General features: G+C 71.0%; 26 protein-coding genes and 1 pseudogene. 15 read left to right on the top strand and 12 right to left on the bottom strand.

Annotated features, from left to right (window positions below):
• Positions 1 to 45: 45 nt before the first annotated feature.
• The 3 genes from dinB to IF188_RS01835 all read right to left on the bottom strand — a co-directional run bounded on the left by dinB (position 46) and on the right by IF188_RS01835 (position 2,022).
• Positions 46 to 1,242 (bottom strand): DNA polymerase IV, encoded by a 1,197-nt coding sequence (gene dinB / locus IF188_RS01845; protein ID WP_191170301.1) that lies wholly within the window; start codon positions 1,240 to 1,242, stop codon positions 46 to 48.
• Between the two features lie 132 nt (positions 1,243 to 1,374).
• Entirely contained in the window at positions 1,375 to 1,785 is a 411-nt protein-coding gene (locus IF188_RS01840; protein ID WP_191170068.1) for a GreA/GreB family elongation factor, read from the bottom strand.
• A gap of 72 nt (positions 1,786 to 1,857) precedes the next feature.
• Positions 1,858 to 2,022 carry a hypothetical protein gene (locus tag IF188_RS01835; protein WP_185843053.1) on the bottom strand — a complete coding sequence of 55 codons (165 nt, stop codon included), beginning with the start codon at positions 2,020 to 2,022 and terminating at the stop codon, positions 1,858 to 1,860.
• Positions 2,023 to 2,141: 119 nt separating this feature from the next.
• Between IF188_RS01835 and IF188_RS01830 the strand changes: the two genes are divergently transcribed.
• Positions 2,142 to 2,510 (top strand): VOC family protein, encoded by a 369-nt coding sequence (locus tag IF188_RS01830; protein WP_191170067.1) that lies wholly within the window; start codon positions 2,142 to 2,144, stop codon positions 2,508 to 2,510.
• 114 nt (positions 2,511 to 2,624) lie between these two features.
• On the top strand, positions 2,625 to 4,211 hold the full coding sequence (locus tag IF188_RS01825; protein ID WP_191170066.1) for an L-serine ammonia-lyase, iron-sulfur-dependent, subunit alpha: 1,587 nt from the start codon (positions 2,625 to 2,627) through the stop codon (positions 4,209 to 4,211).
• Here IF188_RS01825 and IF188_RS01820 read toward each other — a convergent pair.
• Positions 4,198 to 4,788, bottom strand: coding sequence for a thymidine kinase (locus tag IF188_RS01820; RefSeq protein ID WP_191170065.1), 591 nt, complete (start codon positions 4,786 to 4,788; stop codon positions 4,198 to 4,200). The genes IF188_RS01825 and IF188_RS01820 overlap by 14 nt on opposite strands.
• Before the next feature lie 80 nt (positions 4,789 to 4,868).
• Here IF188_RS01820 and IF188_RS01815 point away from each other — a divergent pair, with 80 nt between their 5' ends.
• From IF188_RS01815 to IF188_RS01795, 5 genes are read left to right on the top strand one after another with little or no spacing between them, the layout of a single operon-like run.
• Positions 4,869 to 6,245: an MFS transporter gene (locus IF188_RS01815; RefSeq protein WP_191170064.1), complete on the top strand. Its 1,377-nt coding sequence runs from the start codon at positions 4,869 to 4,871 to the stop codon at positions 6,243 to 6,245.
• Complete coding sequence (locus tag IF188_RS01810; protein ID WP_191170063.1) at positions 6,242 to 8,101, top strand: glycoside hydrolase family 2 protein; 1,860 nt, start codon at positions 6,242 to 6,244, stop codon at positions 8,099 to 8,101. The genes IF188_RS01815 and IF188_RS01810 overlap by 4 nt, the downstream gene beginning before the upstream one ends.
• Positions 8,098 to 9,111 carry a DUF2804 domain-containing protein gene (locus IF188_RS01805; protein ID WP_191170062.1) on the top strand — a complete coding sequence of 338 codons (1,014 nt, stop codon included), beginning with the start codon at positions 8,098 to 8,100 and terminating at the stop codon, positions 9,109 to 9,111. Before IF188_RS01810 ends, IF188_RS01805 begins: the two co-directional genes overlap by 4 nt.
• 20 nt (positions 9,112 to 9,131) lie before the next feature.
• Complete coding sequence (locus IF188_RS01800; protein WP_191170061.1) at positions 9,132 to 9,947, top strand: ABC transporter ATP-binding protein; 816 nt, start codon at positions 9,132 to 9,134, stop codon at positions 9,945 to 9,947.
• Complete coding sequence (locus tag IF188_RS01795; protein ID WP_191170060.1) at positions 9,944 to 10,678, top strand: ABC transporter permease; 735 nt, start codon at positions 9,944 to 9,946, stop codon at positions 10,676 to 10,678. Before IF188_RS01800 ends, IF188_RS01795 begins: the two co-directional genes overlap by 4 nt.
• A 7-nt stretch (positions 10,679 to 10,685) precedes the next feature.
• Here the strand turns inward: IF188_RS01795 and IF188_RS01790 are convergent, their stop codons facing one another.
• Complete coding sequence (locus IF188_RS01790) at positions 10,686 to 11,126, bottom strand: MarR family winged helix-turn-helix transcriptional regulator (protein ID WP_191170059.1); 441 nt, start codon at positions 11,124 to 11,126, stop codon at positions 10,686 to 10,688.
• Positions 11,127 to 11,168: 42 nt separating this feature from the next.
• Between IF188_RS01790 and IF188_RS01785 the strand changes: the two genes are divergently transcribed.
• Positions 11,169 to 12,968 (top strand): DUF2207 domain-containing protein, encoded by a 1,800-nt coding sequence (locus tag IF188_RS01785; protein WP_191170058.1) that lies wholly within the window; start codon positions 11,169 to 11,171, stop codon positions 12,966 to 12,968.
• A gap of 3 nt (positions 12,969 to 12,971) precedes the next feature.
• Complete coding sequence (locus IF188_RS01780) at positions 12,972 to 13,361, top strand: VOC family protein (RefSeq protein WP_191170057.1); 390 nt, start codon at positions 12,972 to 12,974, stop codon at positions 13,359 to 13,361.
• Between the two features lie 182 nt (positions 13,362 to 13,543).
• Here IF188_RS01780 and IF188_RS01775 read toward each other — a convergent pair.
• Positions 13,544 to 13,879, bottom strand: a pseudogene (locus tag IF188_RS01775) (GyrI-like domain-containing protein); the annotation flags it as partial.
• 229 nt (positions 13,880 to 14,108) lie between these two features.
• Here IF188_RS01775 and IF188_RS01770 point away from each other — a divergent pair.
• The gene (locus tag IF188_RS01770; protein ID WP_191170055.1) at positions 14,109 to 14,765 is read left to right on the top strand and encodes an HAD family hydrolase; all 657 of its coding nucleotides are present in this window, start codon (positions 14,109 to 14,111) and stop codon (positions 14,763 to 14,765) included.
• A gap of 114 nt (positions 14,766 to 14,879) precedes the next feature.
• Here IF188_RS01770 and IF188_RS01765 read toward each other — a convergent pair whose 3' ends face one another.
• Positions 14,880 to 15,452, bottom strand: a complete 573-nt coding sequence (locus IF188_RS01765) for a YdeI/OmpD-associated family protein (RefSeq protein WP_191170054.1) — start codon at positions 15,450 to 15,452, stop codon at positions 14,880 to 14,882.
• A gap of 23 nt (positions 15,453 to 15,475) precedes the next feature.
• Complete coding sequence (locus IF188_RS01760) at positions 15,476 to 16,018, bottom strand: NUDIX domain-containing protein (protein ID WP_191170053.1); 543 nt, start codon at positions 16,016 to 16,018, stop codon at positions 15,476 to 15,478.
• 222 nt (positions 16,019 to 16,240) lie between these two features.
• Between IF188_RS01760 and IF188_RS01755 the strand changes: the two genes are divergently transcribed.
• The 3 genes from IF188_RS01755 to IF188_RS01745 all read left to right on the top strand — a co-directional run bounded on the left by IF188_RS01755 (position 16,241) and on the right by IF188_RS01745 (position 19,205).
• On the top strand, positions 16,241 to 17,317 hold the full coding sequence (locus IF188_RS01755; protein ID WP_191170052.1) for a 3-deoxy-7-phosphoheptulonate synthase: 1,077 nt from the start codon (positions 16,241 to 16,243) through the stop codon (positions 17,315 to 17,317).
• Positions 17,318 to 17,471: 154 nt separating this feature from the next.
• Entirely contained in the window at positions 17,472 to 18,188 is a 717-nt protein-coding gene (gene pyrH / locus IF188_RS01750; protein ID WP_191170051.1) for a UMP kinase, read from the top strand.
• Between the two features lie 357 nt (positions 18,189 to 18,545).
• Complete coding sequence (locus IF188_RS01745) at positions 18,546 to 19,205, top strand: GNAT family N-acetyltransferase (RefSeq protein ID WP_191170050.1); 660 nt, start codon at positions 18,546 to 18,548, stop codon at positions 19,203 to 19,205.
• Between the two features lie 25 nt (positions 19,206 to 19,230).
• Here the strand turns inward: IF188_RS01745 and IF188_RS01740 are convergent, their stop codons facing one another.
• The 3 genes from IF188_RS01740 to IF188_RS01730 all read right to left on the bottom strand — a co-directional run bounded on the left by IF188_RS01740 (position 19,231) and on the right by IF188_RS01730 (position 23,658).
• Positions 19,231 to 20,052, bottom strand: a complete 822-nt coding sequence (locus IF188_RS01740) for an MFS transporter (protein WP_318152711.1) — start codon at positions 20,050 to 20,052, stop codon at positions 19,231 to 19,233.
• Positions 20,053 to 20,190: 138 nt separating this feature from the next.
• Positions 20,191 to 20,892 (bottom strand): HAD family hydrolase, encoded by a 702-nt coding sequence (locus IF188_RS01735; RefSeq protein ID WP_191170049.1) that lies wholly within the window; start codon positions 20,890 to 20,892, stop codon positions 20,191 to 20,193.
• A 126-nt stretch (positions 20,893 to 21,018) separates the two neighbouring features.
• A complete protein-coding gene (locus IF188_RS01730) occupies positions 21,019 to 23,658 on the bottom strand; it encodes a carbohydrate-binding protein (protein ID WP_191170048.1) in 2,640 nt (879 codons plus the stop codon).
• Between the two features lie 199 nt (positions 23,659 to 23,857).
• On the opposite strand from IF188_RS01730, the gene IF188_RS01725 reads away from it, so the two are divergent.
• Complete coding sequence (locus IF188_RS01725; protein ID WP_191170047.1) at positions 23,858 to 24,568, top strand: DUF899 domain-containing protein; 711 nt, start codon at positions 23,858 to 23,860, stop codon at positions 24,566 to 24,568.
• Positions 24,569 to 24,581: 13 nt separating this feature from the next.
• Complete coding sequence (locus IF188_RS01720) at positions 24,582 to 25,235, top strand: hypothetical protein (protein ID WP_191170046.1); 654 nt, start codon at positions 24,582 to 24,584, stop codon at positions 25,233 to 25,235.
• 3 nt (positions 25,236 to 25,238) lie between these two features.
• On the opposite strand, the gene IF188_RS01715 is transcribed toward IF188_RS01720, so the two are convergent.
• The gene (locus IF188_RS01715; protein ID WP_191170045.1) at positions 25,239 to 26,129 is read right to left on the bottom strand and encodes an aggregation-promoting factor C-terminal-like domain-containing protein; all 891 of its coding nucleotides are present in this window, start codon (positions 26,127 to 26,129) and stop codon (positions 25,239 to 25,241) included.
• Between the last annotated feature and the right edge of the window lie 220 nt (positions 26,130 to 26,349).

Raw genomic sequence — 26,349 nt, 5'->3', positions numbered from 1 at the left:
GAGTAGGCGCGGCCGCCGACATCGACGGCTGCCGCTCCGCGACGGTCACTCGTGCTCGGGCAGCAGCGGCGTCGACCATCCAGGGTCTCGTCCGAGCTGCGCGGCCCGCGACACCGACGCCGCGCCGAAGCGGTCGCGGACGGCATCGAGCACCGAGTCGAGGCGCACGCCGTCGTCCCAGTCGATCGGCAGTTCGGGTGGAACGCCGTCGACACGCCCCAGCTGCGACAGCGAGACGCCGATCAGCGTGACGCCGCGGTCCGCGATCTCAGGCTGGGCGGCGGCGAGGAGACCCTGCGCGACAGCGAGGATGAGTGCCGTGCGATCGGTCGGCGAACGGAACGACCGGGAGCGCGTGGCCTTCGTGTAGTCACCGAACCGCAGGCGCAGCACCACCGTGCGGCATACGCGGTCGCCGTCACGCAGGCGGCGGCTGAGCCGATCGACGATCTGCGTGAGGATGACCTCCAGCTCGCCGGATGAGCGCGGCCGGTTGCCGAGGGCGCGCTGCGAGCCGATCGATCCCCGCCGACGGGTGGTGTCCACCGGACGCGGATCGCGCAGCCGCGCGAGCGCGTGGAGGTGGGCGCCGGCCGCCCGGCCCAGCAGCCTCGCGGTGGTCGCCTCTTCGAGCTCCGCGAGTTGCCCGACGGTGCGGATGCCGAGCCGGTGCAGCTTCTCGGCGGTCACCGCTCCGACACCCCAGAGCCTTTCGACCGGCAGCGGCAGCAGGAACTCGCTCTCACGGTCGGGCTCGACCACGAGCAGGCCGTCGGGCTTGCTGACGGCGCTCGCGACCTTGGCGAGGAACTTGGTGCGCGCGACCCCCACCGAGATGGCGAGTCCCACCTCCGCGCGCACGCGCCGGCGCAGCTGCACCGCGATCTGCTCGGGGCTTCCGGCGATGCGCCGCAGCCCGCCCACTTCGAGGAACGCCTCGTCGATCGACAGTCCCTCGACGAGCGGCGTGGTGTCGCGGAAGATCGCGAAGACGGCCTTGCTGGCCGCCGAGTACGCCTCCATGCGCGGCGGCACGACGACGGCATCCGGACAGAGCTCGCGCGCCATCCGTCCGCCCATCGCCGTGCGGACGCCGCGCGCCTTCGCCTCATAGCTCGCAGCGAGCACCACGCCCCCGCCGACGATGACCGGGCGGCCGCGCAACGCAGGGGCGTCTCGCTGTTCGACGGACGCGTAGAACGCGTCCAAATCCGCGTGCAGCACGGTCGCCTCACCCCGCATGCCGCCTCCCGTCGGTGTCCTCACACCCGGAGCTTCGCACGAAGCTACGACAGTCGACGAGCAGGCGCTACACGAGCATCGGTGATCACTCCGAAGAGCGCGGATCGTCCTCGCGGTGGCCGCCGAGACGCATCACGCGTGCGGGACGGCGCTCACGATCGCGCCCGCAACGGTCGCTCCGCTCGGGGCGCGGTACTCGAAGCGGTCGCCGGGGAGCAGCCCGGCGATCGCCTGGCCGAGCGGCGACTCGGGGGAGTACACCGCGACGTCCCCGTCGGCGCCGAGCAGCGCCCGCGAACCGAGCAGGAAGGTGTCCTGCGAGCCGTCTGCGGCGAACTCGACGGTGACCCGCATGCCGGGCTCGACGATGCCGTCATCGGGGCGCGCGCCGACCTGCGCGCGCCGGATGATGCTGCGCAGCTCGACGGCACGCGCCAGCGACTGGTCGTCGGCGGCACTGTCGCCCACGATCGCGTCGAGCTCGTCCTGCAGTTGACGCAGAGCGTCCTGCGTGAGCCAGATCGGCTCCTCCACAACAGACACGGCAACCTCCTCGGCCGGGACAGATGAAGTTCCCGAGCCTAGCCGGTTTGTCGCGTCGACGGCGCGATCAGGCTATTTGCGCTGCTCGAAGGCGCCGGCAGAGATCGGCAGAGCGACGGCCAGCACGATGCACAGCAGTCCGACGACGAACAGCAATGCGGGCAGCGGCGAAGCGAACGAGATCCCCAGCAGCACCATTCCGCCGATCAGCAGGATGAGGTAGAGCACGAAAAGCATGTGGCAGCCCCCTGACTCGTTAGCCGTTGCCCTCTCTGCCTACCGCACCCGCCGCTCGTGAGCAAGGCGGCGCATCGCGGCACGTGTGTGCGGGGACGAGCGCGCACGAGAATGTCGCCATGAGACTCATGCAGATCGCGCAGCGTGCCGACGACCTCGACCGTGCGGCGGAGTTCTACCAGACGCTCCTCGGCGCTCCGCCGAGAGCGCGGTTCGATCCGCCGGGGCTGCTGTTCTTCGACCTCGACGGGGTCCGGCTGCTGCTGGATCGCAATGCGCCGTCCGCACTCCTGTATCTGCGCGTCGAGGACGTCCAGGCCGCGCTCGATCGGCTCGGCGAGGGCGTCGAGGTCGTGTCGGCGCCGCACGTGATCTTCACGCACGACGACGACACGCTCGGCCCCGCGGGTCACGAGGAGTGGCAGGCGTTCGTGAAGGACTCCGAGGGCAACACCGTCGGTCTGATCGCGTTCCAACCGCGCGTGTGATGCTCGGTGGCGTGCACAGTGCGCGGCCGGATCGGCTGGGGATGCGGCATCCTGTCGCTCTCGAATCCATTACGGTGGGCAGAGTGCGCTCCCGAGCGGCGTAGCCTGGTCGGGATGAGCGCCTACGTCTCGGCGTTCGAGCTGTTCTCCATCGGCGTAGGACCCTCGAGCTCCCACACGGTCGGACCCATGCGGGCCGCCCACGACTTCGCCGTCCGCCTGCGCGAGTCCGGTGTGCTGCCGCGCGTCGGCCGCGTCACCTGCACGCTCTACGGCTCGCTCGGCGCCACCGGCATCGGCCACGGCACTCCCGACGCCGTCGTGGCGGGACTGCAGGGTCTGGAGCCTGAGACGGTGGATCCGGATGCCGTCCGCGCGGCGTGGACGGGCTGGCCCGACGGGCGGCACCTCGACGTCGCCGGCGTGCACGCCGTGCCGTTCGACCGCGGCGATGTCGTGTTCGCGCCTCGGACCCGGCTGCCCGCGCACCCGAACGCGATGACGCTCGAGGCCTGGGCCGGGCCGGACGACGGCCCGGACCGCGCGCTCGCCTCGGCCGGCGGCATCCGTTCGACCGGGACGGCCGTCGTCCAGGACGCCCAGCCGGTCCCGGAAGACGGACTGCTCGCCCGAGAGACGTACTACTCCGTGGGCGGGGGCTTCATCCGCCGCGAGGGAGAGCCGCCGCAGGTGCGGGCGCACGCCTATCCGCTCGACTTCTCGAGCGCCGAGCAGCTGCTGCACCTGTGCGACGAGCAGGGGCTCACCATCGCCGAGGCGGCACGGCTGAACGAGTCCGCGCTGCGGGGCGAGGAGGAGGTCGCCGCAGGTCTCGACGCGATCTGGGACGCGATGGCTGGCTGCGTCGAGGCGGGCCTGCGCGCCGACGGCGTGCTGCCGGGCATGCTCGGGGTCAAGCGGCGGGCGGCGGCGATCCGCGCGCAGCTGGAGACCGCAGAGGCCGACGGACGGCGCGAGCTGCCCGGCGAGTGGCTGGGCGCGTTCGCGCTCGCCGTCAACGAGGAGAACGCGGCCGGCGGCCGGGTCGTCACGGCGCCGACCAACGGCGCGGCAGGCATCGTGCCTGCCGTCGCGATGTACTGGTGGCGCTTCCTCGCCGACTCCGGGCTCGGCTCGGGCAACGCGGTGACTCCGTACGGCGAGCTCGTCGGCAGCGCGCTGCTCGGATACGACGGCCATGTCGCGCAGCCTGAGGAATCCGGCGCCTGGGACGACGACCAGGTGGCCGATGCGAACCGGCGGCGCGGCATCCGTCGCTATCTGCTCACCGCAGCGGCCCTCGGCTCGCTGTTCAAGGCCAACGCGTCCATCTCGGGGGCCGAGGGCGGCTGCCAGGCCGAGGTCGGCTCGGCGTGCGCGATGGCGGCCGGCGGGCTGACCGCGGTCATGGGCGGCACGAACCGGCAGATCGAGAACGCCGCCGAGATCGCGATGGAACACCATCTCGGGCTCACGTGCGACCCCGTGGGCGGCCTCGTGCAGATCCCGTGCATCGAGCGCAACGCGATCGCCGCGTCGACCGCGGTGACCGCCGCGCGCCTGGCGCTGCGCGGTGACGGCTCGCACTACGTCTCGCTGGATGCCGTGGTCGAGACGATGCGCCAGACCGGCATCGACATGTCGACGAAGTACAAGGAGACCAGCGAGGGAGGCCTCGCCGTCAACGTCATCGAGTGCTGAGCGCACCGCCGGTGAAGTGACGGCGGCAGCGCGCTTGATACGACTCGATGCCGCCGACCTGCTCGGCCGTGGGCACGCGGGCGTCGGCGACGTCGCCGGGCGCGAGGCGTTGGTGGAACGCCGCGTCGGCGCCGCACACGGCGCACACGGCCGTGAGCTTCAGGACGTCCTCGGCCGTGGCCATGAGCGCGGGCAGCGGCTCGAACGGTCGCCCGTCGAACGTCACGCACAGACCGGCGACGATCACGGTGATGCCGTCCGCGAGCAGCTCGTCGACCGCGTCGACGAGCGACGTACCGAAGAACTGCGCCTCGTCGATCGCCACGATGTCGAGCTCGCGGCCGCGCGTCTCGGTCGCCAGGGCAGCGGCGTCCGGGACGGTGCGCGAGGGCACGCTCAGACCCGAGTGCGAGCTCACCTGTCCGGCGCCGCGCCGGTCGTCCAACGCGTGGCTGACGAGCTCGACCGAGAGCCCTGCGATGCGCGCGCGGCGGACGCGGCGCATCAGCTCTTCGGACTTGCCGGCGAACATCGGCCCGGTGACCACCTGCAGGCGGGCGAGGTCAGGAGTGCGCATGGCGTCAGACTATGTCGGCTTAGGATCGAAGCGCTCCACCCCCTGGAACACCCGTACCCGGACCGTCAGCAAGGATGCCGATGCCCGCAGAATCTCCTGCGCCCGCGCCGCCGCGCGCGCAGACCCCTCGCGCCCACCGACTCGCCGCCCGCACGTGGGTGACCGTCGTGGTGCTGGGCCTGGTCGGCCAGCTCGCCTGGACGGTCGAGAACATGTACCTCAACGTGTTCGTGTACGACACGATCACGACCGACCCCACCGTGATCGCGACGCTGGTGGCGGCCTCCGCCGTCGCGGCCACGCTTGCGACGATGCTGGTGGGCGCCTGGTCGGACCGCGCCCGCACCCGCCGTCCGTTCATCGCGGTCGGCTACGTGCTGTGGGGCCTCACGACGGCGACGTTCGGCTTCGTGCAGCCGTCGACGGGAGCGGATGCCGCACTCGCTGTCGGCACGGCGGTGGTGGCGATCGTGGCGCTGGACTGCGTCATGTCGTTCTTCGGCTCGGGCGCCAACGACGCCGCGTTCAATGCGTGGGTGACGGAGTCGACCGACCCGTCCAACCGCGGCCGCGTGGACGGCGTGCTCGCGATCATGCCGCTCATCGGCATGCTGGTCGTCTTCGGCGCGCTCGACGGACTCACGCAGGCCGGGCAATGGACGCTGTTCTTCGGCATCGTCGGGCTCGTGACCGCGGCCGTCGGCGTCGTCGCGTGGTTCCTGGTGCGCGACCCCGAGCGCATCGAGTCGGCGCAGGGCGCCTACCTCGCCACGGTGGTCTACGGGCTGCGCCCGAGCACGATCCGCGCGAACCCTCGCCTGTACCTGCTGCTGCTCGCGTACGCCGTCGTCGGCACCAGCACCCAGGTGTTCATCCCTTACCTGATCATCTACATCCAGCGCTATCTGCGCATCGACGGATACGCGATCGTGCTCGCGAGCGTGCTGATCCTCGCCTCGATCGCGAGCGTCCTGGGCGGCCGGGTGATCGACCGGGTGGGCCAGCGGCACGCAGAAGGAAAGGTCCGCACCATCCTGCCCGCCGTCGCGATCCTCGTCGCGGGCCTGGTCGCGATGTTCTTCGTGCGCGACATGGTCGCGGTGATCGTCGCGGGCACAGTCATGATGGCCGGCTTCATGCTGTCGGTCGCCGCGATCTCGGCGAGCGTCCGCGACGCCACGCCGACCGACCGTGTCGGCATGGTGCAGGGGCTGCGGATGATCGCTGCGGTGCTGATCCCGATGGTCGCCGGCCCCTTCATCGGCGCCGCGGTCATCGTCGGCGCGGCCGAGACGTACGTCGACCTCGGCGTGGTCAAGCAGGTGCCCACGCCCTGGATCTTCCCCGCCGCGGCCGTGGTCGCCGTGCTCGTGGTCGTGCCCGTGCTGCTGCTGCGTCGTCACGACAGGAGACGTCAGGATGCCGCCGGCCCGGCGGTCACGGAGGCCCAGGCATGACGCTGCTGACCCCGTGGGCCGAGACGCTCGATCCCGACGCCCCGCTGCCGGAGTATCCGCGCCCCCAGCTCGTGCGCGGGGCGTGGACGAACCTCAACGGGCGGTGGGACCACGCCATCACGCCCCTTCGACAGGCTCAGGGACCAGGAGCCGAGGGCGCCGACCCGGTGGCCGTGGATGACCCGACCGCGCCGCCCGGCACCTGGGACGGTCGCATCGTCGTGCCGTTCTCTCCTGAGACCGCGCTGTCGGGTGTCGGCCGCACCCTCCGCGCCGACCAGACGCTCTGGTACCGGCGCTCCTTCGCGCTGCCTCGCGGCCTCCGCGACGGCGAGCGCGCGATCCTGCACTTCGGCGCCGTCGACCAGTCGTGCCGCGTCGCCGTCGACGGCGTCGAGGTCGGCGGCGACGGCGCTCACGCCCATAGCGGCGGGTACCTGCCGTTCGCCCTCGACATCACGGCGGCGCTCGCCGCAGACCGAGACCCCGACGAGCACGAGCTCGTCGTCGCGGTGCGGGATGTCACCGATGCCTCGTGGCTCTCACGCGGCAAGCAGACGAGCCGTCCGGGCGGCATCTGGTACACGCCGCAGTCGGGAATCTGGCAGACGGTGTGGCTCGAGATCGTGCCTCGCCTCGCGGTGGATCGCCTCGTGCTCACGCCCGACCTCGACGCCGGAGCCGTCGTGGTCACCGTGCACAGCGAGCATGCGGCGGGCTCCGAGACCGCACGGGTCGAGGTGCACGACGGCGAGCGGGTGGCGGCATCCATCGATCTTCCGGTCGGCGAGCCGACGGCGGTCGTGCTCGACGGGATGGTGCGCACATGGAGCCCGGACGACCCGTTCCTGTACGACGTGCGGGTGACGCTCGGCGACGATGTCGTCGAGTCGTACGTCGGCATGCGGTCGTTCGGCGTCGGCGTGGACGACCGCGGCTTCGCACGGCTGCTGCTGAACGGGCGGCCGCACCTGCCGGTCGGCCTGCTCGACCAGGGCTACTGGCCGGACGGCGGGTACACGCCGGCGTCGGACGCGGCGCTGGAGTACGACGTCCGCCTGGCGAAGCGCCTCGGGTTCACGATGCTGCGCAAGCACATCAAGGTCGAGCCGCTGCGCTGGTACCACCACTGCGACCGGCTCGGCATGCTGGTGTGGCAGGACGCCGTCAGTGGCGGCACGAGCTACAACCCGCTCGTGGTGTCGGCGCCGGCGATCGCCTCGCCGACGCTCGACGATCGCAGGCACGCGCGATTCGGGCGGGCCGACGAGACCGGCCGTGTCGCGTTCGAGCGCGAGCTGCGCGACATGATCGAGCACCTGCGCAGCGTGCCGTCGCTGTCGCTGTGGGTGCCGTTCAACGAGGGCTGGGGGCAGTTCGACGCGGCGCGCATCGCGGGCGTCGTGCGCGAGCTCGACCCCACGCGCCCCGTCGACCACGCGAGCGGCTGGCACGACCAGGGTGCCGGCGACCTGCGCAGCCTTCACATCTACTTCCGCCCGGTGAAGGCGCCGCGCGGCGACGGGCGCGTCATCGCGCTCACCGAGTACGGCGGCTACAGCCTCGCCGTGCCGCAGCACACCTGGAGCCCGACGACGTTCGGCTACAAGAAGTACCGCTCGCGCGATCAGCTCGTCGCGGCCCTCGAACGCCTGCACGACCGCGAGATCGCGCCGGCGATCGCCCGCGGCCTCGCCGTCACGGTGTACACGCAGCTCGCCGACGTCGAAGAAGAGGTCAACGGGCTCGTGACGTACGATCGGCGGTTCGTGAAGGTTCCCGAGGACGTGATGCGCGCGATCAACGATCGACTGAGGGATGCCGCATCCCCGCGCCTCAGGAAGGACCCCGCATGACGGAGCGCGAGCTCACCGCCCCCGTGTCGCTGACGCTCGCGAACGGGAGGGTGAACCCCGACGCGATCGGCTGGGCGCGTCAGCCGCTCGTCGACACGTCGGGCATCGGCCGGGGGTTCGGCCGCAACAAGCGCTGGGAGTACTGGAACGTCACGACGCCGACGCACATCCTCGCGCTCACCGTGCCATCGATCGACTACGCGGCGGTGCACGAGGTGTGGGTGTTCGATCGCGCCACCGAGCGCACGTGGGGCAAGGGCGCGACCGTCATCCCCGCGCGGGGCGCCGAGCTTCCGGCGGGAGTCGAGAGCGGGCCCGCGCGTGCGCGGGCGAAGGACCTCGAGATCGAGGTGATCCCTTCGACAGGCTCAGGGACCGGCGCAAGAGGCACCCGGCTGCGCGCCCGGATCCCCGGCGCGTCGTTCGACGTGTTCGCCGAGCTTCCCGAAGGCCACGAGCGGCTCGCGGTCGTGGTGCCGTGGAGCCGCACGCGGTTCCAGTACACGGTCAAGGACGTCGCGCGCCCGGCCTCGGGCACCGTCACCGTCGACGGCGTCACCCACGAGGTCCCTGCGGGGGAGTCGTGGGCGGTGCTCGACCACGGCCGGGGCCGCTGGCCGTACGACATCGCGTGGAACTGGGGCGCCGGCTCGGGCGTCTCGCATGGCCGCACGATCGGCATCCAAGTCGGCGGCCGCTGGACCGAGGGCACCGGGTCCACCGAGAACGCGTTCTTCGTCGACGGCCGCCTGCACAAGATCCACGACGAGCTCACGTGGGACTACGACATCGCCGACTGGCGCAAGCCCTGGCGGATCACCGGCGGCGGGCTGGCGGCATCCTTCGCGCCCTTCTACGACAAGACGACCCGCACGAACCTCGCGGTGCTGTCGTCGCGCACCGATCAGTGCTTCGGGCACTGGTCGGGTTCTTTCCAGATCCCCGGTGGCGAAGCGGTCGCGTTCGACGGAATCCTGGGCTGGGCGGAAGAGGTCCACAACCGCTGGTGATGCGGGTCTACTCTGAGCGCATGGATGCCGTCCAGGTGCGTGGACTGCGGGTCCGGCGCGGCGCTACCGAGGTGTTCGCCGGGCTCGATCTCGTCATTCCGCGCGGGCAGATCACGGGGCTGCTCGGGCCGTCCGGGTGCGGCAAGACGACGCTCATGCGCTCCATCGTCGGGGTGCAGAAAGTCGCCGGAGGAACGGTCACGGTCCTCGGTGAACCGGCAGGGTCGCGGGGCCTGCGGCACCGCGTGGCCTATGACACCCAGGCCGCCTCGGTCTACTCCGACCTCACGATCCGCCAGAACCTGCGCTACTTCGCGCGGCTGGGCGGAGCGCCGCGGAGCGACGTCGACCGGGTGATCGAGCAGGTCGGGCTCGCCGACCAGCGCGACCAGACCATCGGGTCGCTGAGCGGCGGACAGGAGAATCGGGTCTCGCTCGCGGTGGCGATGCTCGGCACCCCCGAGCTCATCGTGCTCGACGAACCGACCGTGGGCCTGGACCCGCTGCTGCGGTCCGAGCTGTGGGACGTGTTCCGAGGGCTCTCGGATGCCGGAACGACCCTCATCGTGTCGAGCCACGTCATGGACGAGGCGCTGCGCTGCGACCGGCTCCTGCTCATGCGGGCCGGCCGCATCATCGCGGACACCACCCCGGACGGACTGCTCGCCGACACCGGGACGACCGATCCGGATGCCGCCTTCCTGGCGCTCATCGAGCACGATGCGCACGGCGGCGACCGGGCTGCGGCATCCGATCATCCCCTCACCCGCCGCGAGGCCCGCGAGCATGCGCAGCATCCCGAGCCGGGGCCGCCGTCGGGGCAGGACGCGTCATGAACGGCGTGCGCACCTTCGCGACGGCGGGCCGCGTGCTGCGGCAGCTGAGCCACGACCCGCGCTCCATCGCGCTGATGCTCGTCGCCCCGAGCCTGCTCGTGGGACTGTTCGCCTGGCTGTTCAGCGACCAGGAGGGGGTCTTCGACCAGTTCGGCGGCCCGATCCTCGCGCTGTTCCCGTTCATCGTGATGTTCCTCATCACGTCGATCACGACGCTCCGCGAGCGGCGGTCGGGCACGCTCGAGCGCCTGATGACGACATCCATCGGCAAGGCTGACTTCATCGTCGGCTACGGGCTCGCGTTCGGGCTGATGGCGACGCTGCAGGCGGTGATCACCGTGACCTTCGCCGTGTGGGTGTGCGACCTGCAGGTCGACGGGGAGCTGTGGCAGCTCGGACTGGTGGCCGTGGTCGACGCGATCCTCGGCACGGCGCTCGGGCTGCTGGCCAGCGCGTTCGCCCGCACCGAGTTCCAGGCGGTGCAGTTCATGCCGATCCTGGTGTTCCCGCAGATCATCCTCGGCGGACTCTTCATGCCGCGTGAAGACATGCCCGAAGCGCTGTACCAGTTCTCGAAGATCCTGCCGCTGAGCTACGCGATCGACACCATCAACGCCGTCACGGCAGGCGACGAGGGATGGGACGTGTTCGGGCCGCTGCTCGTCGTCGTGGCCTTCGCGGTGGGCTCGCTGATCCTGGCGTCGCTCACGCTGCGCCGCCGGACGCCGTAGACGGTCGTCAGCAGCCGGGCTGCTTCTTGCGCAGCTTCGCGGTGAGGTCGCGCAGCTGCGAGAGCTCGTCGTCGCTCAGGATCGACATCCGCTCGGCGATGGCGCGGCCGTGCGCACTCGCGATGCGGCGGAACAGCGAGGCTCCGGCATCCGTCGCGTGAACCAGCGAGCCGCGTCCGTCCTCGGGATCCGCGCATTTCGTGATCAGTCCGCGCGCGACCATGCGGTCGACGAGGCGCGACACGCTCGGCTGGCTGATGAGCATGTTGGCGGTGACGTCGCGCAGCCGCGCGGTGAGGTCGTCCGCGCGGGTGACGGTCAGCAGCACGTCGTACTCGGCCTGGCTCAGCGTGTCGTCGTCGAAGTCGTCGTTGATGTCGCCGAACACCTCATGCTGGGCGCGGAACAGGCTCTCCCACGCGTCGATGGCGAGGCGGCGGTCGGTCATATCGTCAAGAGTAGGGCCTGGCGCGGACCGTAGGCTTGCGGCATGGCCTCTCCTGCAGCGCGCGCGTCGCGCCCGCGCCCCCTCGGCGTCATCGGCCTGCTGATCGCGCTGTTCGCCGGAGTCCTGCTCGCGGCCGGAGCCCCGACGCCGGCGCGCGCCGACGTGGACGACTTCTCGTTCGAGAGCCTCGACGTCGAATACCAGCTCGGTCGTGCCGAAGACGGCACGAGCACCGTGACCGTCGTCGAGACGTTCGTCGCGCTCTTTCCCGAGTACGACCAGAACCACGGCATGCGCAGGGCCGTCCCGGACTCGTACCAGGGCGCACCATTGCACCCGCAGCTGGTGTCGATCACCGACGAGAACGGCACGCCGCGCGAGTCCGAGACCGAATCCGACGACGGCTTCTACTCCATGACCTCGCGCGCCGACGGCTTCGTCCACGGCCGTCAGACGTACGTCTTCACGTACACGCTTGAGAACGTGACGCGCTACTTCCCCGACACCGGCGTCGACGAGTTCTACTGGGACGTCAACGGCACGGCGTGGCCGCAGTCGTTCGGCAGCATCACGGCGCGCGTCACGATGAGCGATGACGTGGATGCCGCCCGCACGGGTGCGATGGCCTGCTACGTCGGCAGTCAGGGGTCCGAGGCGACGTGTCCCATCTCGGACTCGGGTGATGGGATCGTCGCGTCGGCGACCGACGTCGGACCGTATCAGACCGTGACGTTCGCGATCGCCTTCGAGAAGGGCACGTTCGCGGCTTTCGACACGTCGTACCTCGCGTCGCCGTGGGGGTGGCTGCAGGGGATCGTCGCACTGCTGGGTCTCGGCGGATCGTTCGTGGCCGCGCTCGTGGCGCGTCGCAGGTTCTTGCGCGACGCGCCCGGCCGCTCAGTGATCATCGCCGAGTACACGCCGCCGCCCGGTCTCGACGCGCTGCAGAGCGCGGTGCTGCTCGGCCGCCCGACCAAGGCGGTGCCGGCCGAGGTGCTCGAGCAGGCGATCGTGGGCAGCATCCGCATCGAAGAAGGCTCGCGCAAGTTCTTCGGCGGCGTGCGGCTGAAGGCGGTGCTGCAGGATCCGCAGATCGCGGACGCGGACGGACGGATGCTGCTGCCCGGGCTCTTCCCGTCGGGTGTGCCGGGCGAGGAGTTCGAGTTCGGCGGCACCGACACGAGGTTCTCGAAGACCGCGCAGGCCGTGCTCAAGGCGGCCGCCGACGACCTGAAGGCGCGCGGCTTCCGACGTGTCGTGCCGATCGGGGCGAAGGCATGGCCGATCGCGATCGCGTGGATCTCGGCCGCGCTCGTGATCGTGTTCGGCGTCGCCGCGCTCGTGTCGTTCGTGGACCCGCTGGTTCCGCTGCTGCTGTTCTTCGGCGGGATCGGGTTGGCGCTCACCGCCACGCTCCTCGTGGCACGGGACCCGCTCACCGCGGCCGGGGCGGAGGCCCGCGATCACCTTCTCGGGCTCAAGGAGTTCATCGAGTGGGCCGAGGCGGATCGCATCCGCATGCTGCAGTCGCCGCAGGGGGCCGAGCGGGTGGCGGTGGATCTCACCGATCCGACCGTGAAGCTGAAGCTCTATGAGGCCCTGTTGCCGTACGCGGTCGTGTTCGGGCAAGAGAAGCAGTGGGCCGAAGAGCTCGCCGTGCTGTACGGAGACCGCGGCAACCCCGGCTGGTATGTCGGCACGTCGGGCTTCAATGCGGCGGCGTTCTCGTCCGGCATCTCGCACCTGTCCGCGTCGGCGTCGTCCTCGTCGTCGAGCGGCGGCTCGTCGGGCGGCGGCTCCGCAGGCGGTGGTGGCGGCGGCGGTGGCGGCGGCGGAGTCTGACGCATGGGACTCCACCACGTCGAGTTGTGGATCGCCGACCTCGAAAGTGTGCGCGAGGACTGGGCGTGGCTGCTCGGCCGCCTCGGTCTCATGCGACTGAGCGTGTGGCCGGGTGGCGAGACCTGGGGCGACGGCGGCGCGTACCTGACGCTCACCGGCTCGCCGAACCTGGCCGAGGGGGGTCACGATCGGCGGCGTCCGGGGGTGAACCACCTCGCGTTCTCGGCGGGAGACCGTGCCGCGGTGGATGCCGTCATGCACGACGCTCCGGCACATGGCTGGCGTCCGCTGTACCACGACCGGTACCCGCATGCGGGTGGTCCCGACCACTATGCGGGGTGGCTCGAGAACGCCGCAGGCTTCAAGGTGGAGGTCGTCGCGGATGTGGCGTGAGCGCGGTGCCGAGCGAGCGCCGCGGTGGCGGCGACGGTTCAGGTGACGCGTGTGGTCGCTTCGATTTCACTCAGGTGGCCGGTTGCGCCACCTGAGCCGCAGTCCGTCGCGCTGAGGTGGCGCAGTCGGCGGCCTTCCGGGGGTCGAAGCGACCATACGCGCCACCCGAAGGTGCGCGGTGCCGGGACGAGGATCATCATCGTCCAGTCCCACTGCGACTTGTCGCGGGCGGTGGTGAACGAGTCCACGTCGGCGGCGGTCCAGAGGCCTTCGAGCGGCGGCACGACGTAGTCGCGGTCCAACGTGCGCTTGCTCGCGAACTTCAGCTTGTACGCGACCGGGTACAGCGCCGCGAGCGCCTCGGCGTAGGCGGGGGCGGTGTTGGGGTCGCCGTGTCCGTCGATCATCAGATACCGCCGGGCGGGCACGTCGACGATCCGGAACTCGCCGCGCTTCGCGCGGTAGCTGTCGACCGTCTTCGTGACGTCGATCTTGCCGGCCACTCCTGTCTCTGCCACACGGCAAGAGTAAGGGCCGGTCGGAGAGGCTACCGACCGGCCCTTGTCCCTTGCACCAAGAGTGTCCTGCAATCACATGCCGGTAGCTGCCACAGCAAAACAACTACCGTGCAAGCACTCTATAACGGCCAGATAACGACAGCAAGGGTTTGCCGTTATCTTTTTGTGATTCGTTCGATGAGAGTCCGATGAGGACGCGGTCGTGCGCCGCTGTCGATATGTTCGGGGCGTGACATTCCGCGCGGTGCTCTTCGACTGGCGAGGCACGCTCGTCGTGCCGCCGACGATGGACCAGTGGGCGGGCGATGGCCTGCGGCGCGCAAGCCGTCCGCGCTCGGAGCGCGACGTCCGCGAGCTTGTGGCCAGGATCCTCGAGGCCAACGGCACTGAGGACCGGTTCGACACGCCGGGGATCGATGCGGATGCCGCCCTCCATCGCCGCATCTACCTCGAGGTGCTCGCAGACGCCGGCATCGACGCTGTGCTCTCCGAGGCGCTGTACGCATCGGAGTCCGACCCGGCGTTCAACCCGTTCGCCTCTGACGCGGCCGACACGATCCGGGCGCTGGTCGCCTCGGGCGTGCGGGTCGGCGTGGTGAGCGACATCCACTTCGACATCCGTCCCGCGTTCGTCGACGTCGGCCTCGCCGCGCTCGTCGAGGCCTATGCGCTGTCGTTCGAAGTGGGCGCACAGAAGCCCGATCCGGCGATCTTCGCTGTCGCGCTGGATGCACTTGCGGTCGACGCAGCCGAGACCCTCATGGTCGGCGATCGGTCACGACCCGACGGCGGCGCCGTCGAGTGCGGCATCACCACGCTGCTCCTGCCGCCCCTGCAGGGACCCCGCGACGAACGACTGGGCACCGTGCTCGGGCTCGTCGGCTGACGCTCGACGGTCGGGCGCTGGGCGGCGTATCGCTCCGCGGACCGGTGTCGGTGGCCGCTGGGCATCACAGCGCACTCGGCCGGCAGCATCCACTCTCCGCCCGCGCGCGGTTGTTCAGTGCAGGGTCTCGCCGCGCTTGAGCATCTCGATGAACTCGGCGGCACGCGCGGCGCGTGATTCGGGTCGCTTGAGGCTGGCGACGCGGAAAGCCATCGCGAACCGGTTCTGCGCGGATTGCGCGGCGAAGGCCGCGGCGAGCTGAGGATCGGCATCGAGGGCGGTCTTGAGCTCGACCGGGATGTCGCCGTCGCGCTGACGGTAGGCGGCAGCCCATCGTCCGTCAGCCTTCGCCCGATCGATCTCGTGCTGACCCGCGGGACGCATGCGTCCCGCGTCGATCAGCCGATCCGCATGCGCGATGTTGACCTTCGACCAGATGCTTCGCGGGCGTCGCGGTGTGAACGCCTGCAGGAAGTAGTCGGCGTCGAGCGACTGCTTCTGCCCGTCGATCCACCCGAAGCACAGCGCGACATCGAGCGCCTCGGCGTACGTGATGCCCGGCTGGGACGAGGCCGTCTTGCGCAGGCGCAGACGCACTCCGCCGGGGTCCGGGGCCGAGTCAAGCCAGTTCTCCCACTCCGCAGCCGTCTCCACGTGCAGCTCGGGCTTGTCGGCGTGAGAAACCATGACCGAATGCTAGCCGGGGGTCCTCACCGGAACCGTCCCAGCTGGATGCCGGCGAACGCGAGCGCGGCGATCGTCTCGCCGTCGGTGATCTCGCCGCCCGCGATGAGCGAGAGAACCTCGCCGAACGGCACCCACCGGACGCTGTCGATGCCCTCCTCGTGCTGCGTGTGGGCGGCGTCGGCGACGCGGTGCAGGCCTCGCGCCAGGAACACGTGCTCGGGCGCGTCGGCGAGGCCGTTCAGGGCGTCCATGCGGCCGATCTCGGTCCATTCCGACGCCGCGTAGCCGGTCTCTTCGGCCAGCTCACGTCGGGCGGCGATCAGCGCGTCCTCGCCGTCGGAGCCTCCGGCAGGCACCTCGAGCGATGCGCGGCTCGTCGCGTACCGGTACAGCGACACGAGCAGCACACGATCGTCGGGATCGAGCGCCACGACGAAGACGGCGGGATGCCGCATCTCGACCACGCCGTAGATGCCGGCGCCGTCGGGCCCGATGACGTCGTCCTCTCGCACCCGGATCCAGCGGTTCTCGTACACGGTGCGGGAGGCGAGCGTCTGCCAGATCATGACGCCACACTATGCGCCGCGATTTGGAATCGGGGTGAGTCACCGGTACCGTCGCGGCATGGACTTCCGCTGGTATGCGTATCGGAGTGGCTCTGGAGGAGCCGACCGCCGATAAGCGCACCGCACCTCCAGAGCCACAGGCAGACACTCGTTCGAGGGTCTGCCTTCGTCGTTAACACGGCGGTGGCCTGGTCCCGGGTCCCGCCGGGAACAGGAACCCGCATGAACGCCACTCACGACCTCCGTGTCGCCTCTTTCACCCCGCTGCCCTCGCCGGCCGAGCTGCGGCGGGAGCTGCCCATGACGGCTGCCCACGAGGCGGCGGTCACCGACTCCCGCGCCGAGGTCGAGGCCGTCCTGCGCGGTGACGACGACCGCCTGCTGGTGGTCGTCGGCCCGTGCTCGGTGCACGATCCCGAGGCGGCTGTGGACTACGCCCGCCGCCTCGCCGTCGCGGCGGAGCGGCACCGCGACGATCTGCTCGTCGTGATGCGCGTCTACTTCGAGAAGCCGCGTTCGACGGGCGGCTGGAAGGGCCTCATCAACGACCCGGGCCTCGATGGCACCCACGACGTCGTGCGCGGCCTGCGCGTCGCGCGACGCCTGCTGCTCGACGTGCTCGACCTGGGTCTGCCGATCGGGTGCGAGTTCCTGGAGCCGATCAGCCCGCAGTTCATCGCGGATGCCGTCGCCTGGGGCGCCATCGGCGCCCGCACGACCGAGAGCCAGATCCACCGCCAGCTGGCCTCCGGGCTGTCGATGCCGATCGGCTTCAAGAACGCCACGGACGGCGACGTGCAGATCGCGGTCGACGGCTGCACGGTCGCGTCGCAGCAGCACGTGTTCTTCGGCACCGACGACTCCGGTGCCGCCGCCGTCGTCTCGACCACGGGCAACCGTGCCGCGCACGTCGTGCTGCGCGGCGGGCGAGGCGGCCCGAACTTCCGCCCCGCCGACATCGAGGCGTCCGCGGGCCTGCTGGAGCGTGCGGGCATGCCGCGCCGCCTCGTCGTCGACGCGAGCCACGCCAACAGCGGCAAGGATCACGTTCGGCAGGCCGAGGTCGTGCGCGAGCTCGCCGGTCAGCTCGCCGCCACCGACGACATCGCGGGCGTCATGATCGAGAGCTTCCTCGTGGGCGGCAACCAGAAGCTCACCGCCGAGACCCGTGACCGCCTGGTCTACGGCCAATCGGTCACCGACGCGTGCATCGACTGGGACACCACCGAGGCGCTCCTCGGCGACCTCGCCGCCGCCGCACGGCAGCGCAGGCGCGTGGCCGAGGCCGCCGTCGCCTGAACCGGAACGGTGGATGCCGCCACCCGGGCGCTCCCGGCGCGCCGGGTGGCGGCATCCATTGTTCTGAAACCGGGAGCGATCAGACCCGGGTGAACCGCACCGGTAGCATCGTCCGGGCGATGCCGGCCGGCGCCGGACGAGAGACGAGGGTTCGATGTCGAGATACGGGCGAGTGGTCCTGAAGCTGAGCGGCGAGGCGCTCGCCGGCGCATCCGGTTCGGGCGTGGATCCGGAGCGGCTCGCGCACCTGAGCGACGAGGTGCTCGCCGTGCACGACCTGGGCGTCGAGGTCGCCGTCGTGGTCGGCGGCGGCAACTACTTCCGCGGGCGCATGGCCGACGGCTGGGGCATCGGACGAGCCGAGGCCGACAACATCGGCATGCTCGGCACCGTGATGAACGCGCTCATGCTGCGCGGTGCGCTCACCGGCCGCACCGATGCCGACATCCGCGTGATGACGGCGATCCCGATGCAGTCGGTCGCGGAGCCGTTCATCCGGCTGCGGGCGATCTCGCACCTGACGCAGCGACGGATCGTGATCCTCGCGGGCGGCATCGGGCAGCCGTACGTCACCACCGACTACCCGTCCGTGCAGCGGGCGCTCGAGCTCGAGGCCGACGCGCTGCTGGTCGCCAAGCGCGACATCGACGCCGTCTACGACAAGGACCCGAACCAGCACGACGACGCGGTGCGCTTCGACCGGCTCAGCTACGACGAGGCGGTGCGCCTCGGCATCCGCGTGATGGACACCAGCGCCTTCGTGCTCGCGGGCGAGCAGGACCTCACGATGCACGTCTTCGACGTGGGCCGCCCCGGGCTCATGCGCCGCATCTGCGAGGGCGAGGACCTGGGCACGCTGATCACGGCCTGAGCCGAAGAATGGATGCTGCCACCCGGGCGCTCTGGCCGGCACCGGATGGCGGCGTCCATCGTTCCCTCGTACGGCCGAAACGCCGCGGTCCGGCAGGAGACGCCGCACTTCGGCACCCGGTCCCGGAGGAGCCGCCGCGGTGCTGTATGAGGCGCCGCATTTCGGCATTCGAAGCGCGGCGTCTCACGTGACTCCGCGGCGTCTCGCACCTGCGTCGGTGGATGCGCGGCAGGCGGCGCCGAAACCTCGGGGCGCGAACGCAGGTCTCGGCAGCGCGAGATGTTACGGCGACGGGCGCGCGAGGCCTCGAAAGGCGGCCCGATGTAACGCGCCGCGCGCGAGCCCTAGCGTGGCGTCATGAACATAGAGGACGTCTGGCCCCTGTTCGCGCTGCGCCTGGAGACGCCGCGCCTGGTGATGCGTCCGATCCGCGACGAGGACTTCCCGGGACTCGTCGAGGCGGCGCTGCGCGGAATCCACGAGCCTGACCGCATGCCGTTCGGCGTGCCGTGGACGGACTGGGAGCCCGAGCGCCTCACGCGATCGATGGCGCAGTTCCACTGGAGCCTGCGGGCGAACGCCACGGTGGAGAACTGGGGTGTCAGCTTCACGGTGCTGCACGAGGGCGTCCCCGTCGGCATCCAGGAGATGCACGCGCGCAACTTCGCCGGGCGCCGCACGATCGACACCGCGTCGTGGCTCACCGCCGAGCGCCAAGGTGCCGGTCTCGGCAAAGAGATGCGCGCCGCCCTGCTGCTGTTCGGCTTCGATCACCTCGGCGCCCTCTGGGCGGAGTCCAGTGCGGCGTCGTGGAACGAGGCATCCCTGGGCGTCTCGCAGAGTCTCGGCTACGAGCGCAACGGCGTCAGCCGAGCCGAGCCGCGTCCCGGCCAACCCGTGGACGAGATCCGTGTGCGCGTGTCGGCCGAGCAGTTCGTCAGGCCGTCGTGGTCGCTGTCGGTCGAAGGGGCCGAGCGCGCCCGGGACCACCTGCTCGGGCCCGCGACCTCCGGCTGAGGGATGCCGGGCCCCCGGCATCCGGTCATCCCGAAGCCGCGGCGCGCAGGGTCAGGCGTCCGGCGGGTCGTCGTGCCGCGCGCTGCGCAGCGGCGATACGACCACGACCACCGCGGCGACGGCGAACACCACGGCGCCGATGCCGAGCGTGGCCGCAAAGCCGAAGGCCGTCATGAGCGCGCCCGTCAGCAGCGCGCCGCCGGCCCGGCGGGCGAGGCTCGGCTCGGGGCTCGTCCACGGCGATGCGCCACTGCAGCAGCGCCGCGACCGCGTTGATGACCGCGTCAAAGGCGAACAGCAGCGGCGCACCGACGAGGTTCAGCAGCGTGCCGCCGAGTGCGGGACCCGCCGTCTCGGCGACCGTCTGGCTCTGACCGAGGCGGGCATTGGCCATGACCAGCGTGCCCCGCGGCACGATGCGGGGGAGGAGCGGCTGCGCGGCCGAGTCCGCGAACAGCGTCAGCACGCCCAGTGCAAGCACCATTGCGGCGAGCGACCAGAATCCGAGGGTTCCGGTGAGCAGCAGCACCGGGATGATCGCGAGCGCGACGGCACGCCCGATGCTCGTCAGCACGAGCGTCCGCTGCCGCCGCCACCGGTCCATCAGCGCGCCGATGATCAGCCCGAGGAACAGGTAGGGCACGACCCCGAGCGCGCTCAGCACGCTGATCTGCAGGGGGGTCGCGTCGATCACCGAGACGATGAGCACCTGGAAGGCGACCCCCGCGATGCTGCCGCCGAACGCGCGCAGCGTCGCGGCGCTCCAGAACAGCGCGAAGGCCGGCATTCGCAGCACCTCGCGAGGCTGGGCCGGCGACTCCGGGCGCCGCGCGTCGTCGTCAGGCACGCCCCCAGCGTATCGACGGGCTGAGCGGGCCTCTTCCGTTGAGGACGCATGACCTCGATGAGCAGCGCGCGAGTGGACCCCGCTGACGGGAAGTGGATGCCGGCGGCCGAGGCCGCCGGCATCCACCGATCGCCTGTCTCAGCCGCGCTGGGCCGAGCGGAGCGCGTTGAGAAGTCGCAGGGGAGAGGCCGCGGTGCGGTCGACGAGCCCGGCGGCCATTCCCGCCTGCCGGGCGCCCGCGACGTCATGCTCGGGATTGTCGCCGACGAACGCCATGGACCCGATCGGCACGTCGAGGCGATCGGCAAGGGCCTCGAATGCCCGCGGGTCCGGCTTCCACACGCCGAGCTGCTCGGACGCGCACACGACGTCGACGAGCGGCCGGAGCCCGATGGCCGCGAGTTTGTCGAGCTGCTGCGGTTCGCTGCCGTTGGTGAGCACGCCCACGCGCACGCCCTGCGCCCGCAGCCGGGTCAAGAGCGGCACGGCATCGTCGAACGCCCGCCACGATGCGCGGTACGCGGCGACGTAGCGGCCGAAGAGCGCGTCGACCGCGTCATCCTCGTCGGGCGCGGCGCGTTCGAGGAACGGGAGGAATCCCCGGATGCGTCGCCGCCGCTGTTCGAGGAACGACACCTTGCCGGTGCGCCACGACTCGAAGTGCTCGGCTTCGAGATCGAACCATGCTGCGAGGAGCTCTGCGTGGGGCTCGCCGCCGAGCTCGCGGATGAAGCCTTCGGCTCCGGCGGTGGCGGCGCCGTGGTGGTCGAACAGCGTGTCGTCGAGGTCGAACCCCACCGCAGCCCACGTGGTGAGGGGAGCGTCGAGATCCACGGTCACCACTCCATCCTGGCACCGGTGCGAGGCGCGATGCGGGCCCGGCGGGGATGCGCGCCGTCGACGGCCGGACTGGCTGAAGGAACGGTGGATGCCGGCGGCCGCGGCAGCCGGCATCCACCCCTCACATCACCCGAGGCGTTCCCACGGACCGTTCTTCTTCGCGCCGGGCTCGTCGCCGCGGGTCCACCAGGACGCGCGCCACAGGCTGCCCCCGGACGACACCACGTCGCCGGTGTCGAAGATGCGCGAAGCCGTCCAGACGGCGACGCCGGTCGGGGTCGCGGCGACCTCTTGCCACGGGCCGTTCTTCTTCGCGCCTGGCCGCTGGTTCTGCGTCCACCAGGTCGCGACCCACACGGCGCCGTCCGAGGTCACGATGTCGCCCTCGTCGTACACGGCCCTCGCCGACCACGCCGCGGGCGCCGAGGCGGACGCGTCGTCGCCGACGACGATCCCACGGCCGTTGGTCGCGAGGTACACGCGGCCGAACACGTCGGGGTCGCCCTCGATGTCGGCGCCGATCCAGCCGTACTGGTGCTGGTCGTCGTTGATGCGCACCCACGTGGCGCCGCCGTCTGTCGAGCGGTAGACACCGCGCACGCCGTCGCGCGAGGCCGCGGTGTAGATCGCCGGACTCGTCGCGCCGGGCGCCGCCTTGCCGAAGCCGACCGTGTCGGCCTCGTCGAAGCCGGCCGTCGCGGTCCAGGTCGTGCCGCCGTCGGTCGAGTGCCACAGCCCGTAGACGCCGCCATCGTCGGAGCCGCCGGCGAGCCACACGTCGCCGATCGCCCCCGGCGCCGCGCCGAACCGCACGGGACCCTCGGCGGGGAGTATCCCCGACGACACCGCCGCGAACGTCGCACCGGCGTCGACCGAGCGGTAGAACGTCCCGCCCGCGAAGGCGTACACGCGGGTCGGGTCGACGCGGTCGCTCTCGACGCGGGCGCCCACGGGCAGCCCGCCGACCTCTGCGAACGTCACGCCGCCGTCCGACGAGTGGCGCACGGCCGCTCCGTCGGGCGCCCACACGATCCCCGAGCCGTCCGCGTTCACCGTGACCGTGCCCGGCCCGGTTGCGCCGTCGGCGGCGGGCGAGGTCGTCCACGTCGTGCCGGAATCGGTGGATGCCGCCACCACCCGCGCGCCGTTGCCGTCGGTGCCGGCACGCACGAGCGTCGAGGCGGCCAGGCCCGCGGCATCCACGCTCGTCCCGCCGCCGAAGTAGGGACTGCGGAAGCTCTGTGGCACCGTGCCGAGGTCGTCGTGGACGAAGCCGCCGAGATCGAGCATGGCCGAGACGAGTTCGATGTCACCGGCAGGCGCGACGAGATCCTGGATGGCAGTCTCTTCGATGCCGAACGCCTCGGGCGTCAGGTGGATCGTGCCGCCGGGCTCGTCCCACGCGGTGAGGTCGTCGCTGCGGTAGATCGTCGCACCGGTGCCGTACATGAGCTCGTCGGAGTCGAACGGGTCGATCTCGAGCGCCGACACCATCCAGCCGAGCTTCGGCGCGGGCTCGGACCACGGCACGGGCGGCGCCGCGTCCTTGCCGAAGGTCAGCCACGGCACCTCGTCCACCGACTGCACGTAGCGGGTGTCGAGCGTCGTGCTGCCGTCGGCGCCGTAGGCGTACTCCCAGATCGGGCTCCACGTCGCACCGCGGTCGGTCGAGCGGAAGATCAGGATGTCGGGCCACCACTGGATCTGCGAGGCGACCATGATCGTGTCGGGGTCGCTCTTGTCGACAGTGAGCCCGCCGAAGCCGAAGTCCACGCCCACCGGCCGGTAATCCGGGGTGATGTTCGTCCACACGCCATCGTCGAGGCCGTAGCGCCACACCTCGCCGTCCGAGCCGTCGTACGGCCCCGAGGTGTTGCTCGTCGTGAGGTAGAGGAACCGGCCGTCCTCGTCTATCACGCCGTGGTGCGGCAGGAAGCCCTTCGGCGCGCCGGTCACCGGCGCCCACGTCGCGCCGGCGTCGTCTGAGCGGTACAGGATGTCGTCGGTGTCGGCCACGGCCGTGAGGATCGTGCGCGTCGGCTCGCCCGGGGAGGTGCCGGCGGGGTCGAACGCGGTCCAGAGCACACCGAGGTTCTGCATCAGGTATGAGTTGCCCGAGCCCGCGTCGGGCACGAAGTCGCCCGCGTTGGGGAACGAGTCCACCTTGGTGAACGTGACGCCGGCGTCGGTCGAACGCCACAGCCCCTGGCCCGACTCGGCGCCGAAGTAGAGCACGTCGTCGTCGCTCGGGTCGATCTGCAGCCGCTCGCCGATCCCGCGGCCGGGCATGTTGCCACCGACCTTGAAGGGCAACGGGGCGGCCTGCCATGTCGCACCGTAGTCTTCCGACCGCAGGATGGCGCCGTTGCCCGGATCCCACTCGTTCGTGTACATGCCCGCCGCGACATACACCCGGCTGGTGTCGACGGGGTCGGTGGCCAGGCTCAGCACGCCGAGCCGGTTCCAGTCGTCCCAGCCGACGTGGTCGAGCAGCGGAACCCATCGGTCGGTGGTGCGGTCCAGACGGTACGCGCCGCCGATGTCGGTGCGTGCGTACACGAGCCCCGGCTCGCTCTGGTTGTAGACGATGCCCGGCACGTAGCCGCCGCCTGCGATGGCCGCGTTCGACCATTCGTAGGACGGAGTGGATGCCGCCGGCACAGGTGGTGGTGCTGCCTGAGCCGCTGCCGCGGGCGCGACGACGGCGAGGGGGAGGACGACGCCGGCCGCGACGACGAGTCCGGCCGCTGAACGTCTGAATCTCACGATGAAACACTCCTGTCGTGTTCGGGTGACGGGTCTTCTTCGACCCGATCGAGACGAGACCGATTCCCGAGCTCGATCCATCGCGAGATTATCGAAGCGCTTCGAGCGTGTCGAGCACTATTTCTCCGCGATCGCCCTTGACGTCGGCATCCGGATGTGTACGGTGTGAACATACGCACTCGCCCATCCGGAGGTACCGATGCAGCGCACGACCCAGAACGCCCTCCCGCCCGTCGTCGACGCCGAGGCCTGGCGCCGCGAGCTCGCCGAGCTGCGCGTCCGCGAGAAGGCGGCCACCCGAGAGCTCGACGCGATCGCCGCGCGGCGGCGGCGCCTGCCCATGGTCGAGCTGCCCGACTACACCCTCGTCGGCAAGGACGGGCCGATCCGTCTGGTCGACGTCTTCGAAGGGCGTTCGCAGCTGATCACGTACCACCACATGTGGTTCCCGGGGAAGCAATGGCACTGCCCCGGCTGCACCGGCTACACCTCGCAGTTCGCCCGGCTGGGCTTTCTGGAGCCCTATGACGCCCGGTTCGTCATCGTCACGCAGGGACCGATCGGCGAAGCGCTGGAGTACCGCGACCGGGTCGGCAACCGCATGGAGTGGTACTCGACGGCCGACAGCCCGTTCGGCGCCGACGTCGACGCGCCGCCGGAGGGCGGCTTCGCGGTCAACGTCTTCCTGCGCGACGGCGACACCGTCTACCGCACGTGGCACACCAACGGCCGCGGCACCGAGCAGCTGAGCTACACGTTCCCGCTCATCGACGTGCTTCCCTACGGGCGGCAGGAGTCCTGGCAGGATTCGCCAGAGGGGTGGCCGCAGACCGACGCGTACGACGGCTGGCTGTCGTCGCAGAAGGTCGCCGAGCTGTACGGTCCGGCGGGTTCGCCAGACGTTTCATGACAGACTCGTGCCTATGGCGGCACGCGGGCGACGGGTCGGTCGCGCACTGCGCGCGACCGCGGCGATCGCGTCGGCGGCCGCGACGACCGTGGCGCTGGCGGGATGCTTCGTGATCCCGCTGGCCGACGGGCGCTCCCCGTTCGACGACCCTTTCGGCCCCGGCTTCCGCACGGTGCGCGCGCAGCTCCCCGCGCTGCAGGATGCGCTCGACGAGGCGCTCTCGGACGGCGACTGGGTGGCGAAGGCGGTCGTCGCGAGCCACAACTGCGAGGGCGCGTGCAACCTCCACCTCGGCGTCGACATCTCACCGGCGCGAGACGTCGCCGAGTCCGCGGTCGCCGCGCTGCCCGAGGAGGAGGCGCTCGCCAGGTGGGTCGACCTGCCGGTGTCGTCGGCGGAGCTCACGGCGATCCTCGAGGCCGGGATGCCGGTGGCGACCGATGCGCACCTCGACCTGACCGTGTCGGCGCAGTGCTACGAAGAGGACATCTCGGATGCCTGGGGTGTCGATGCGACGGTGTGCGCCGACATCACGGAGGCATCACACGAGCTGACCGGCTCCACCGACGACTACTACGACGACCGTTTCGTCAGCGTGGACACCGACACCTTCACCGTCCGGACCTCGGTCTGGGCGAGCGAGACGATCCTGTCGCAGCTCGACTGACGGTCAGTACCAGTTGACCGCCTGCGAGTGGCCCCACGCGGCGCACGGCGAACCGTACGAGCGCGAGATGTAGTCGAGTCCCCACGCGATCTGGGTGGCCGCGTTGGTCTGCCAGTCGGCGCCGGCGCTGGCCATCTTGTTGCCGGGGAGCGCCTGGGGGATGCCGGTCGCGCCGCCGTTGTTGTTGTAGGCCTGGTAGTTCCAGCCCGACTCCTTGGTCCACAGCGACAGCAGGCACGAGAACTGGCCGTCGCCCCAGCCGTAGCGATCCGCCGCCATCTGACGTGCGGTGGCCTTGGCGCCATCGGGGGTGTTCGCGGCGGCGAGGGCGGCGGCAGCGGCCTCGGCCTGGCGCTGCGCCTCGGCGGCCGCGGCGGCCGCGGCGGCAGCCGCCTCTTCGGCGGCCTTCTGCGCCTTCGCGGCATCGAGGTGCTCGCGCAGGTCGGCGACGCGGGCGGTGACCTTCTCGGTCGCCGCCGAGGCATCGGCGGCGAGGCCGGGCAGCAGCAGCGCCGGCACGATGTCGAGCTGTGCGAGGCGGTCGGTGGTCTCGGTGAGGTCGTCGGTGTCGACCGAGGTGTCGGTCATGCCGATGTCGAGGCCGGTGGCGGCGATGTCGGCGGTGATGCTGTCGGCCGCGGTCTCGGCCACGCGGGCGGCGAGCAGCGTGCTCTTCGCGTCGGCGCGGATGTCGCGCAGGGTGTGGACGGTGGCGTCCGGGGCGGCGACCGACGCGATGGCGGTGGCGGCCATCGGGGCGGCGGCGGCGAGGCTCGGAGAGGCGAGGGTGAGGCCGGTCGTGACGACGATTCCGAGAGCGGTTCCGGCGACGACGGCCGCGGCGGTGAAGCGGCGACGGGGTCGGCGGGCAGGGGCGATCTGGTCTGAATGCATGACGAACGTACGATCCTTCGGGGGTTCCGCGCCGTCGGGTGCAGCGCGCCGCGTCCTCGGGTCGGACGCATCAAGTCCCCGAGTCTGCCTCATCGCTTCTGGACGACTTCTGGCGTTTTCCTGGAAGAACCGTGGGAGCGGTTTCCCGCGAAAGGCCTGATCCCAGGCTCGATCCGGTCCGGCGTGCGGTGCTCGCGCCCTTCGTTCGCGCTAGAGAAAA

Source organism: Microbacterium helvum, from assembly GCF_014779795.1.
GTDB classification, from domain to species: domain Bacteria; phylum Actinomycetota; class Actinomycetes; order Actinomycetales; family Microbacteriaceae; genus Microbacterium; species Microbacterium helvum.
Note: the sequence above shows the minus strand (reverse complement) of the source record. Positions and strands in the feature narration are given on the sequence as shown.

What these genes read in the sequence shown, in the direction of transcription:
- dinB (WP_191170301.1), bottom strand. Translation starts at nt 1,242, where the DNA reads ATGCGGGGTGAGGCGACCGTGCTGCACGCGGATTTGGACGCGTTCTAC.
- IF188_RS01835 (WP_185843053.1), bottom strand. Translation starts at nt 2,022, where the DNA reads ATGCTTTTCGTGCTCTACCTCATCCTGCTGATCGGCGGAATGGTGCTG.
- IF188_RS01830 (WP_191170067.1), top strand. Translation starts at nt 2,142, where the DNA reads ATGAGACTCATGCAGATCGCGCAGCGTGCCGACGACCTCGACCGTGCG.
- IF188_RS01825 (WP_191170066.1), top strand. Translation starts at nt 2,625, where the DNA reads ATGAGCGCCTACGTCTCGGCGTTCGAGCTGTTCTCCATCGGCGTAGGA.
- IF188_RS01820 (WP_191170065.1), bottom strand. Translation starts at nt 4,788, where the DNA reads ATGCGCACTCCTGACCTCGCCCGCCTGCAGGTGGTCACCGGGCCGATG.
- IF188_RS01815 (WP_191170064.1), top strand. Translation starts at nt 4,869, where the DNA reads ATGCCCGCAGAATCTCCTGCGCCCGCGCCGCCGCGCGCGCAGACCCCT.
- IF188_RS01810 (WP_191170063.1), top strand. Translation starts at nt 6,242, where the DNA reads ATGACGCTGCTGACCCCGTGGGCCGAGACGCTCGATCCCGACGCCCCG.
- IF188_RS01805 (WP_191170062.1), top strand. Translation starts at nt 8,098, where the DNA reads ATGACGGAGCGCGAGCTCACCGCCCCCGTGTCGCTGACGCTCGCGAAC.
- IF188_RS01800 (WP_191170061.1), top strand. Translation starts at nt 9,132, where the DNA reads ATGGATGCCGTCCAGGTGCGTGGACTGCGGGTCCGGCGCGGCGCTACC.
- IF188_RS01795 (WP_191170060.1), top strand. Translation starts at nt 9,944, where the DNA reads ATGAACGGCGTGCGCACCTTCGCGACGGCGGGCCGCGTGCTGCGGCAG.
- IF188_RS01790 (WP_191170059.1), bottom strand. Translation starts at nt 11,126, where the DNA reads ATGACCGACCGCCGCCTCGCCATCGACGCGTGGGAGAGCCTGTTCCGC.
- IF188_RS01785 (WP_191170058.1), top strand. Translation starts at nt 11,169, where the DNA reads ATGGCCTCTCCTGCAGCGCGCGCGTCGCGCCCGCGCCCCCTCGGCGTC.
- IF188_RS01780 (WP_191170057.1), top strand. Translation starts at nt 12,972, where the DNA reads ATGGGACTCCACCACGTCGAGTTGTGGATCGCCGACCTCGAAAGTGTG.
- IF188_RS01765 (WP_191170054.1), bottom strand. Translation starts at nt 15,452, where the DNA reads ATGGTTTCTCACGCCGACAAGCCCGAGCTGCACGTGGAGACGGCTGCG.
- IF188_RS01760 (WP_191170053.1), bottom strand. Translation starts at nt 16,018, where the DNA reads ATGATCTGGCAGACGCTCGCCTCCCGCACCGTGTACGAGAACCGCTGG.
- IF188_RS01755 (WP_191170052.1), top strand. Translation starts at nt 16,241, where the DNA reads ATGAACGCCACTCACGACCTCCGTGTCGCCTCTTTCACCCCGCTGCCC.
- pyrH (WP_191170051.1), top strand. Translation starts at nt 17,472, where the DNA reads ATGTCGAGATACGGGCGAGTGGTCCTGAAGCTGAGCGGCGAGGCGCTC.
- IF188_RS01745 (WP_191170050.1), top strand. Translation starts at nt 18,546, where the DNA reads ATGAACATAGAGGACGTCTGGCCCCTGTTCGCGCTGCGCCTGGAGACG.
- IF188_RS01725 (WP_191170047.1), top strand. Translation starts at nt 23,858, where the DNA reads ATGCAGCGCACGACCCAGAACGCCCTCCCGCCCGTCGTCGACGCCGAG.
- IF188_RS01720 (WP_191170046.1), top strand. Translation starts at nt 24,582, where the DNA reads ATGGCGGCACGCGGGCGACGGGTCGGTCGCGCACTGCGCGCGACCGCG.
- IF188_RS01715 (WP_191170045.1), bottom strand. Translation starts at nt 26,129, where the DNA reads ATGCATTCAGACCAGATCGCCCCTGCCCGCCGACCCCGTCGCCGCTTC.